Source organism: Helicobacter sp. (assembly GCF_022511165.1).
Lineage (GTDB): Bacteria > Campylobacterota > Campylobacteria > Campylobacterales > Helicobacteraceae > Helicobacter_C.
This window is the reverse complement of record NZ_JAFLSB010000048.1, coordinates 1-10,789: the sequence shown is the minus strand read 5'-3', so window position 1 is coordinate 10,789 and position 10,789 is coordinate 1. Positions and strand designations below refer to the sequence as shown.

8 protein-coding genes are annotated in these 10,789 nt (G+C 39.2%); 3 read left to right on the top strand and 5 right to left on the bottom strand.

What is annotated here, in order from left to right:
• Positions 1-67: 67 nt before the first annotated feature.
• The 4 genes from J1E28_RS06780 to pheS all read right to left on the bottom strand — a co-directional run bounded on the left by J1E28_RS06780 (position 68) and on the right by pheS (position 7,792).
• Positions 68-2,350 carry a PD-(D/E)XK nuclease family protein gene (locus J1E28_RS06780; RefSeq protein ID WP_291028086.1) on the bottom strand — a complete coding sequence of 761 codons (2,283 nt, stop codon included), beginning with the start codon at positions 2,348-2,350 and terminating at the stop codon, positions 68-70.
• A 14-nt stretch (positions 2,351-2,364) separates the two neighbouring features.
• Complete coding sequence (tkt, locus tag J1E28_RS06775) at positions 2,365-4,320, bottom strand: transketolase (RefSeq protein ID WP_291028084.1); 1,956 nt, start codon at positions 4,318-4,320, stop codon at positions 2,365-2,367.
• Between the two features lie 77 nt (positions 4,321-4,397).
• Positions 4,398-6,803 (bottom strand): phenylalanine--tRNA ligase subunit beta, encoded by a 2,406-nt coding sequence (pheT, locus tag J1E28_RS06770; protein WP_291028082.1) that lies wholly within the window; start codon positions 6,801-6,803, stop codon positions 4,398-4,400.
• Positions 6,803-7,792 carry a phenylalanine--tRNA ligase subunit alpha gene (pheS, locus tag J1E28_RS06765; protein WP_291028088.1) on the bottom strand — a complete coding sequence of 330 codons (990 nt, stop codon included), beginning with the start codon at positions 7,790-7,792 and terminating at the stop codon, positions 6,803-6,805. The genes pheT and pheS overlap by 1 nt, the downstream gene beginning before the upstream one ends.
• A gap of 189 nt (positions 7,793-7,981) precedes the next feature.
• Between pheS and J1E28_RS06760 the strand changes: the two genes are divergently transcribed.
• From J1E28_RS06760 to J1E28_RS06750, 3 genes are read left to right on the top strand one after another with little or no spacing between them, the layout of a single operon-like run.
• Positions 7,982-8,329, top strand: a complete 348-nt coding sequence (locus tag J1E28_RS06760) for a histidine triad nucleotide-binding protein (RefSeq protein WP_291028080.1) — start codon at positions 7,982-7,984, stop codon at positions 8,327-8,329.
• 10 nt (positions 8,330-8,339) lie between these two features.
• On the top strand, positions 8,340-9,059 hold the full coding sequence (locus tag J1E28_RS06755; RefSeq protein WP_291028078.1) for a class I SAM-dependent methyltransferase: 720 nt from the start codon (positions 8,340-8,342) through the stop codon (positions 9,057-9,059).
• Complete coding sequence (locus J1E28_RS06750) at positions 9,056-10,411, top strand: MATE family efflux transporter (RefSeq protein WP_291028076.1); 1,356 nt, start codon at positions 9,056-9,058, stop codon at positions 10,409-10,411. Before J1E28_RS06755 ends, J1E28_RS06750 begins: the two co-directional genes overlap by 4 nt.
• A 128-nt stretch (positions 10,412-10,539) precedes the next feature.
• Here J1E28_RS06750 and J1E28_RS06745 read toward each other — a convergent pair.
• The coding region (locus tag J1E28_RS06745) for a fumarate hydratase C-terminal domain-containing protein (RefSeq protein ID WP_291028074.1) at positions 10,540-10,789 on the bottom strand (250 nt) is incomplete at its 5' end.

Sequence of the window (10,789 nt, the reverse complement as noted above, 5' to 3'; positions counted from 1 at the left end):
TAAACTTTTTAGATTTTAGATTGAAGTTAGAATCTTCTTAATCCCTTATTTATGGCTCTCACTTCACCTATCTATCGCATAGCTCCACAAAGGGGCAATAATGACAAGTTGTTCTTTTTTCAGTTTTGCTAAAAACTATCTCACCTTGCAGGGACTGAAGTTTCTCTAAAAGTATGCGCTCTTTTTCCTCTATGGATTCCTCCTCCACTACTGCAGCTTTTTTTATATCCCAATAGCCCAATTTCACAGGCAAGGAAGCATATTGCGGATAGTTTTGCCAAAAAGCGTGTTTATAAAGCAAAAGTGCAAAATCTGTCGTTTTCTCCGCATCTTTTGTAGGCTCAAAATTTTTGCGATATTTATAATCAAGTATTTCTATACCCTCATCACTCTTTTGGATTCTATCAGGGCGCACAGAAAATACAAAGCCCCCATATTGCGCCTCCATTTGCTCCTCAAGGCACAAAATCTCTATTTGCCCCTTTTGTGTTTTATAATACTCATCTAAAAATTTTTCAAGCTCATAGCTAAGAAGCTTGATATTTGCCCTATCTAGCGCACTCAAAGCATTCTCTTGCACATAAGATTCTAGCCATTTAAGCGCATTATGATGCACCTCCCGCGCGTTTAGGGAGATTTTCTTACCCACATAAGGAGCATATATGGATTCTAGGCATTGATGCAAGATATTGCCTAAAAACGCACCGCTCTCTTGCCCTATATCGCTCAAATACTCTATATGCTGATAAAAATATCGTCTTGGACATTCTAAAAAAACTTTAAGCCTACTTGGGCTTAGCTTTTTAGGAATCTCGCCTGTGAAAGAATCCTCACAATATTCTAACTTCTCCCCCTCTGCTAAAAGCGCAAAGTGCGCATCGCCATTATATTCTTGCACTTTTACGTATTTATCCCATTCCTCAAGCAAAAGACTTCTATGCCTATCCTCATTTTCTACATAAGACACCACCACCTCATCTGCTGTGCTAAACATCGCATAGTAATAATGCTTTTGAAGCTGCTCTTTATCCTTAATAGTTGGCATTTGAAGCTTTTTGCGCAATGCCGAGTTTAAAAACAAATCACTTTGAGCCACACTTGGTATCACACCTTCGTTAAAATCCACAATAATTACCTTTTTGCACACAAATCCACGAGATTCTAAAACGCCCATTACGCGTATTTTTCCGCCCATAACATCATCGATACTATAATGTTTTAATTCCTCAAGGAGTAGCTCTAGCACCTCCGCATATCTGCGCTCTGTAAATCCTCCATTCTCCCATATAAAAAGCAGCTCGCTGACATATTCTCGCACCTTTTTACTTTGCCTATCCTCATAAGAGGCAAGATGAGTTTGTATCCCCTCACATATACGCTCATAGGGCAAAATCGCGCTCTCTTCCTTGTAATCACTCAACATATCTTGGAGATGCTTATACGCAAGAGAATGCGTTATATCCCTACCCATAGCAAAATTGAGATTATGCGCTTTATCAAAGAGAGCAAGATATTGCACAAAATGCTCATCAGGCACAATCACTGCAATATCCTCTTCATTCACGCCACTTTGCAGCCATTGATGAATCATATAAAATACAAGCGCTACTTGAGATATACGAAGAGAAAAGCTATAAGAGCGCACTTGTGCTTGAAAGCTTATAGATTCACAAGAGAGCATTTCCCCTGTTTTAAAATCAAAACTATATCGATGAAATGGGCTACATTGCTCCAAAATATACGAGGGCAAAAAGGGCAAGCTCGCATTATATTCATCAAAACAAAAATGCACTTTAAGTGTGCTAAGAGAGGCTATATGCGTAAGTAAAGCAAGATGAGCCTTACTTATAATGCCCTCAATATAGAGATGAATACTCTCAAAATGGCGGATAAAATCTTCATTAATACGCATTTTTGCCTTGGGAGGCAAAATCAGCTTATCATAATATAAAAGCTCCTCCAAACGCTCCTTATAGCGCTTTTGCACCCATTCAAGCACATACAAATGATCCTCATAATCCCCATAGGTATCTAGTAATGGAATCTCCCCTATATCCACTTGTGCTTGAGAGAGTTCATCAAAAAAACCAAATAAAAATTGCGAGGATTCTAAAAAAGCTAAAAAACTCTCCTCAAAGATAAAATTCACCCTTTGAAGCTCTTTGGCACATTCTTTAAGAATCTCCAAAGACAGGAGCAAACGCATCGCTTCAGGTAAAGCCCTATATCCCTCAATAATTACAGCTTGAGCAAAAAACTCACTCATCATCATATGAGGGCTAAGCAAAACTCCCTCATCTAAATACTGCATTAAGGAACGATGAGAGCTATACACCTTGAGTGTTTTCATTTATGCCTTGCCTTTTAAGAATCCATTTTGAGTAATTTTTGTGCTACCTCCACAATATGTGCCACACTAAAACCAAAATGCTCAAAAAGTGCTTCACCCTTACCCGAAGCACCAAAACTTTGCATACTTAGCACCTCATCAGCTAAAGCAAACCATTCTAAGCCCCTCGCAGCTTCAATAGCTAAAACTTTGCCCTTACATAAACTCTTTTTGTAGCTTTTATCTTGGCACAAAAGCAAATCTAAACAAGGCACACTCACCACCTGCGCTTTAATACCCACTTCATTTAGAGACTTAAGTGCCTTAAGCGCAAGGCTTACTTCGCTTCCACTTGCCATAAGCGTTATGTCCGCGTCCTCTTGCGGATAAATGATATATCCACCTTTTTGTGTGTTTTCTTTCAGCATAGGAGTATAAGGTGTAATTACAGGGAGATTTTGACGAGTAAGCACAAAAGCGCAAGGCAAGGCAGAATCTAACCCCACCTGCCAACACGCAATATTTTCGTTTGCATCAGCTGGACGAAATACAAGTAGATTTGGCATTGCCCTAAAATGGCTTAATTGCTCAATAGGCTGATGTGTCGCGCCATCTTCTCCCACACCTATGCTATCGTGTGTCCAAATATAATATACTCGCGCTTTCATTAGACTTGCCACACGCACACTTGGGCTCATATAATCACTAAAAACAAAAAAAGTAGCACAAAATGGTAAAAATAAGCCATAATTAGCTACCCCATTGCTGATTGCGCCCATTGCGTGTTCCCTAATACCAAAATGCCAATTTTTTCCTTGAGGATAATCACCCTCATTTTCTAAAAATGTATTATTTGAGGGGGCTAAATCCGCGCTTCCGCCGATAAATCCCTCCATAGCTTGTGAAATGGCATTCAAAATCTTGCCATTGCTCACGCGGGTAGCTATATTCTGTCCTACTTCAAATTGCGGATATATAATGTGTGAGCTATCTTTGCTCATCATATTATCAAAACGTTCTTTTGTAATTTGTGGGAGATTCTCATACTGCTTTTTCCATTTTTGCACCTCTAGCTCCCCGCGCTCTTTGAGCGTACCAAAGGCAAAAGCCACATCTTCAGGGATATGAAAGGCTTTTGGCTCTAAGCCAAGCTTAGCTTTAGCCTCTGTAATAATCTCTTCCCCCAAAGGTGCGCCGTGTGCCTTATGACTACCCTCTAAGCTTAGGGCATTTTTTGCAATCTTTGTTCGTGCGATAATGATTGTTGGCTTAGGGGAACTTTTAGCACTTTTAAGCGCAGTATCAATCTCTAAGAAATGATGCCCATCACAATGTAGCACCTCCCACCCTTGCGCCTCAAAACGTTTAGCAATGTCCTCACTCATTGCAATACCTATCTCACCCTCAATGCTAATATTATTACTATCATAAATAAGAATAAGATTTGAAAGCTGATGATGCCCCGCCAAAGAAGCAGATTCATAGCTTATCCCCTCTTGCAAATCCCCATCGCCACATAAACAATACACATAATGTGAGATAATCTCCTTGCCAAAGAGATTGCACGCATATTTGCTCGCCATAGCCATACCCACAGCATTTGCTATACCCTGCCCTAGAGGTCCTGTGGTAATTTCTACGCCTTGAGTATGCCCATACTCTGGGTGTCCGGGTGTTTTTGAATGAATCTGCCTAAAGGATTGCAAATCCTCCTTGCTCACATCAAAACCCCATAAATGCAAAAGCGCATACACAAGCGCGCTCGCGTGCCCACCACTAAAAATCAACCTATCGCGATTAAGCCAAGTAGGATTACTTGGAGAAAGATTAAGATGAAAACTAAGCAAGGTTGCAATATCTGCAAGCCCCATAGGAGCGCCGGGGTGTCCGCTATTTGCCTTTTGCACCATATCAGCGCATAGAAAAGCAAGGGTGTGAGACATTTTTTGTAAAAGTGGTTCATCTTCTTGTGTAATATGGGGTAATTGCATATATTCTCCTTAGTTATAAATTATAGAACAACAATGCTTCTTTTGCCTATCTAAGAGCTTAAGCGAGGCTAAATCTCTTAGGTGCGCAAAGACGCATTAAAACTTTTTTGTAAAACTTCAAGCACAGATTGTGTAGCATTATTGAGTTGAGATTCTTGCAAAGTGCCCTCATAAGATTGTAGCACAAGGCGAATACTAAGTGCCATTTGCGCCCCTAAACTCTCCTCATAATACACATCAAGAGGATAAATATTTTGTAAAAATGTGATATTTGCCTGTGTAATCGCCTCACGCACACGATAAAATGGAATCTGCTTATCAATCAAAATAGTCAAATCGCGTGTGGATTTTTGATATTTTGAAAATTCTTTTGCGTGGGTTAAAACTACATCATCTAAATGCTCTAAAGCAATCTCGCATATAAAAGTCTCGCCTATATCTAAATCCAAAGCAACTTGGCTATGAAGCTTTGCAATGATACCCACAGGCTTATTTTGATAATACACAAAAGCACTTTGATAAGGGTGCAAGATTCTATCATCACTTAAACCAAAATGCGCTAAAAGAGCTGATGAATCTTCCACATCGCGGATATTTTTTAAGCTCACCTCTCCCACACATCTTTGACACATTAGCGCAAAAGAGAAAAAATCCCAACTTGCAGCCTTGCTATGTGGGTAGCGCTCATCTTTAAGCAACCCACTTGCGACAAAGGCAAGTTTAGTTTTTTCCTCTCGCTGCGCATTATAAACGCTCCCTATCTCAAAAAGTGCGATACTTTTAAAGCCTAGATTCTCATTGCGCTTTATTGAATCTAAAAGCGCAGGAATAAGGCTTGTGCGCAATGTATCAAGCTCTTGGGTGATAGGATTAATAAGAGCAAGATGCTCATCAATGCGTACAAATCCAAGATTCTCTAGGGATTGCGAAGAAGCAAAAATATAATGAATACATTCAGTAAAACTATTAGCAATCAATCTATGGGCGAGTTTGCGTTTATTTTTATACGCGATATAGGCTTTAGAACTATTGTGGTATTGTGAGCAAAGCAAGGGAGTAGCAGGAATCTTATCAATGCCATAGATTCGAAGCACCTCCTCTGCCACATCTTGGACATTTTGTATATCGTGGCGATAAGATGGCACACTAATCATAAAGAAATTTTCATCGCCAGTTGCCTCAAGTTTGAAAGAAAGATGTTTTAGAATCATTGCTATCTCTTCTTTTTCTAAATCTACCCCTATAATTTTATTAATCGCATTAAAAGTTGTCTTAATCGTAATCTCATCGATTTTTTGAGCAATAGAATGTGAGCCAGAATACACCAATACATCAGAAACAAGTGTCATTTTTTTGCACAAAAAATCAATCCCTTGCTCTAAATGTGAATTACTCCCTCTCGTGCTTCGATAGGTTAAAGACGCATCGCCTTTAATTTTGCGTTCATAAAGACTTTTAGCAATAGCATTTGGATCTACATAACTTGCCTCAATAATAAGAATCTCCGACCTCGTGCCAAAATGTCGCTCACCATAGCTCACGCCAATCACAGAGAGTTTATCATTCGCAAAGACTGCTTCTAAACCATTTTCATCTTTTTTTATTCTTAGCTGTGCGACTAAACCATTATCTAAAACAAGATCCTTATTCCCACAATCACGCAATTTATAGGCATTTAAAATCACACCCGTCATATATGTGCCATATTCTAAAAAATTACACACAATATCATCAACCAAAGTGCCATTATGCGCCAGAGCTAAAGCAATATCAAGGGGCAAATAGGCTTGTTTTATCTCCACAACCCGATAAAACAAATGCGCATCAATTTTTTCATCAGTGAGAATCTGTAGCACTCGCCCAAGCCCTAAAGTAACGACATTGTCCATATTTACCTCAAATTTCAAGCGCAAGTCATAGCAAGTAGCAATCTCGCGTGCAATCCCTAACACACTCAAGCAATCTCCACGATTTGGCGTGATACCTACTTCAATCACATAATCATCAAAAAGCTCTAACTCCCCTACTTCTGCACCAAGCTCTAATTTTCCTGCTGTATCATCAAGCACCATAATGCCATCATTAATCTTTGGCAACCCTAGCTCTGTGCTTGAACAAAGCATACCGCAGCTCTCCACACCCCGCAAAGTCGTCTTTTTGATTTTAAGCTCTCCGCTTTTAGTATGCGGTATTACTGCACCCTCAAGGGCTAGGGCTACATATTGTCCTGCTTTGACATTAGGCGCACCGCAAACGATTTGTAGCTCCTCGCTTCCTGTGCTTACACGACACACATTAAGCTTATCAGCATCAGGATGAGGAGCGCAGGTAAGCACTTGAGCTACAACGACTTTTTGAGGCAATTTGAGCGCATATGCAGATTCAACTTCTAAGCCAATACTGCTTAAGCGCACACAAATTTCCTCAATGGGAATATGTGAAATATCAATAAATTGTGATAATAAATGTTTTGTAAAAATCATTAAAACTGCTCCAATACTCGTAAATCTGTCTCAAAAAAACTACGCAAATCATTCACGCGATGAATAAGCATAGCAAACCGCTCAACCCCAAAGCCAAAGGCGTATCCACTCACATCTTTATATCCCACACAATCAAAGACTTTTTGATGCACAATACCACAACCAAGCACTTCAAGCCACCCTGTATGTGAGCATACCCTGCAACCTTCACCTCCACAAAATACACAGCTCACATCAACTTCAGCACTTGGCTCTGTGAAAGGAAAAAAGCTTGAACGAAAGCGAATGCGCACATCGCCAAACATATAATGCAAAAAATCCTCTAAAATATACTTAAGATGCGAAAAATTTACCCTTTCTTTAGAATCTACAACTAATCCTTCTACTTGATGAAACATAGGAGAATGTGTTAAATCATAATCTCGCCTAAACACGCTCCCGGGAGAAATCATACGAATAGGGGGCGGGGATTGGAGCATTGAGCGGATTTGCACCGGTGAAGTATGGGTGCGTAAAAGCAAAGAATCTTTAAAATAAAAAGTATCTTGCATATCCCGTGCGGGGTGATATGCAGGGAGATTAAGGGCTTCAAAATTATGAAAATCATCTTCTATCAGCGGTCCGCTCTGCAGTGCAAAATTCATATTGACAAAAAAATCAATGATTCTATCCATTGTTTGATAGATAGGGTGTCCTTGACTTATAGGGCGCAATGTGCTAAATAAACTTGCATCAATGGCTTCTTTAGCAAGATTTTCTTTTGTTTGTGCAGATATAAGTGCATCTTTTTTACTTGAGAGAAGATTCTCAAAAGCTTCCCTATAGCTATTTAGCTCTGTGGCAAAAGCCTTTTTTGCCTCGCCCTGTAAGGCTTTGAGCGTTGCAAACTGCTGTGTTAAAAAGCCTTTTTTGCCTATTGTTTCTACGCGTAATGCCTCTAAATCCTGCAGATTCCCCACTTTTTCTAATTTCTCTAAAATCTCTTGCATTTGCGCTTTCAATACTTATCCTTCGCTCTTAAAGTAAATAAAGCGATATTGTAGCATATTTAAAGTTTTTTATTGCCCTTTGTTGCTATAATAGCTACTTCTAAATACACACTTATTTCAAATAAGTCTTAATAATTAAAAATACACCAGCAAAAACTTAAACACAAAATTGCCAAAAAGGAGTGTTCAATGGCTGAAAGAACGATTTTTGAAAAAATTGTCGCAGGGGAGATTCCTTGCAAAAAGGTAGCTGAAAATGAAAAATTTCTTGCCTTTTATGATATAGCCCCTCAAGCACCTGTGCATATTTTAGCAATTCCAAAAGCGTGTGTAAAGGACTTTTCTTGCGCCTCAAAAGAGCTTTTAGGTGGATTATGTGAATTTGCACAAGAAGTCGCAAGAATCGTAGGAATCGAAGAAAGCGGATATAGAGTTATCACCAATATCGGGGTAAATGGCGGACAAGAAGTGCCTCATTTACATTTACACATTCTTGGCGGAAAAAAACTCCCAAGTATTATAAATGCGAAAGACTAAGGGCGCATAAATGCAAGAGGACGCGCTTAGGTGGAATGAACGTTATCAACATAACTTTATGCCATTTGAGCCAAGCGCGTTTATGGAAATAGCCTCTTCTTATATCAAACAATATGTGCTTTCTAAATCGCCTATGATAGATACTTCTTTTACACCCTTGCAAGATTCATATACCTCACAATCTTTACATACACACCCTACACAAATGATACAGGATTCATATAACACACGCTATCTACACCATAAAACCTTTGAACGACCACTTGGGCTTGATGTGGCTTGTGGCAATGGACGCAATGCAAAATTCCTCGCACAGCTAGGATTAAGCATTGATGCTATTGATATTTCCTCTGTGGCGTTAGAGTATTTGCAAGATTCTCCTCATATTACGCCTATTTTGGCAGATTTAGATACCTTTTGCCTCGCATCTCAACACTATGATGTAATTCTTAATAGCTATTTTTTGGATAGACGACTTTTTCCTGCGCTCATTAATGCCCTTAAACCCCACGCATTATTGCTTTTTGAAACCTTTATTGATATTCACTCTCAAAGTATCAAAAATGAAAGAATCTTGCATTCTGGGGAATTAGAGCAATATTTTAGCGTTGAGAGGGGCTTTCATATCCTCTATCATCATATTTATGAAAACAAAGATTCACACAAAAAAGTAGCATATCCACACATTGTGCGTTTTATCGCTCAATACTTACCAAAGCACACACAATGATATATAATTTTAACCAAAGAATGCGTAAGATTTTACGCATTGCCCTACCCTCTGGTGGCAATTCTTTCCTCGATATTGCTAATATCGCTGTGGGTATGTATTTTATCGCGCATATTTCAGCAGACCTTGAAGTTACAAAGCATAATATCGTAGCCCTTGGGCTTGGTATGAACTGCTGGATGTTTCTCTTTGCTATTACCACGATTTTTTATGTTGGCACAAATGCCCAAATCTCACGCGCCTTTGGGGAGCGAAACTATACAAAAATGAATACAACTCTTAGCACAATGAGCGTGGGAGCATTACTTTGCTCTATACCTATTTATCTCCTTGCCTCTTCTCTCAATGAACCTTATTTTGATTGGATGAATGCGGAGGGAGAGACAAAAGCACTTGGTATGCTTTATCTTGGGTGGATTTTTTGTAGTATTCCTGCGCATTTTGCTAAAACAATCTTTATCTCTGCACTCGCTGCCACAGGCGATACAAAAAGTGTATTTTTTATTAAAATTATAAGCACACTTTTAAATATTTTGCTCAATTTTATGCTTATTTTTGGCGTAGATTCACTTGGTATCCCTCCTCTTGGCATCATAGGAGCAGGAGTGGCAAATGTGATTGTTACTTACTTTGAAGGACTTATCCTCTTTGGAATTTTGTGCGGGGTGCATAAGCATCTTAAAATGGCTTATGTCTTTGAATGGAGAGCACTTATTTTGGGCTTACGCATTGGCACACCTTCAGGGATTGAGAGGAGTCTAACGATTTTCTCACTTGTGCTTATCACAAAATTTATGACTGATTATGGCTTAGAAGTGATTGCGGGATTTCAAATTGGCTCACGCGTAGAGAGTTTTATCTTTATGCCCGGCTTTGGCTTCCAAGTTGCTGCAATGGCGCTAATGGGACAAATGCTTGGGGCAAAACGTATTGATCTTGCAGAATCTTTTGTGCGCACGACTTTACTTGTCTCCTCAATTATTATGGGGGTGCTTGGCATAGGACTATGTGTGCTTGGTAAGGAGCTTACAGCTATTTTTACCACAGAATCTGCAGTCATTACTTATTCTTTTGCCTACCTTGTTGCTGTGGGGCTTTCTCAAGTGCCGCTTATTTGGATTTTTGTACTTGATGGAGCATTAAGAGGTGCAGGAGCGACTAAACTCTCACTTTGGATAAATACCGGAAGTATTTGGATTTGTAGAATCTTGCCAATGTGGCTATGTGTGTGCTATCAAATTGATGTAGTATATATTTTTGCCATTATTTGCTGCGAGACATTTTTACGCGCTTTTATCTTTGGCTATATTTTTCATAAGGGCATATGGAAGCGATATGTTGCAAACTTATAATAAAATATTTTTAATCATTAAAAGCGCATTTTGCACTCTATATAAGTGCAACTTACATAAGCCAAGATTCTAAGCCCTAGCTTTTTGTATTATCTACCAAGATTCTAAAGAATCTTGGCTTTATAAACTTAGATTTGCTTATATGGAGCTTGTCCCACTTCGTAGTAATTATTCCCTTGCGCATCAATAGCAACAATAGCGGGAAAATTTTCAATGGTTAGCCGCGCAACCGCTTCAGGTCCAAGCTCAGGATAAGCCAAAACCTCATATTTTGTGATACATTTAGAAATCAGTGCTGCTGCCCCACCAACTGCCACCATATATACAACGCCGTGTTTTACCATAGAATCTATCACTTCTTTGCTACGATAGCCTTTA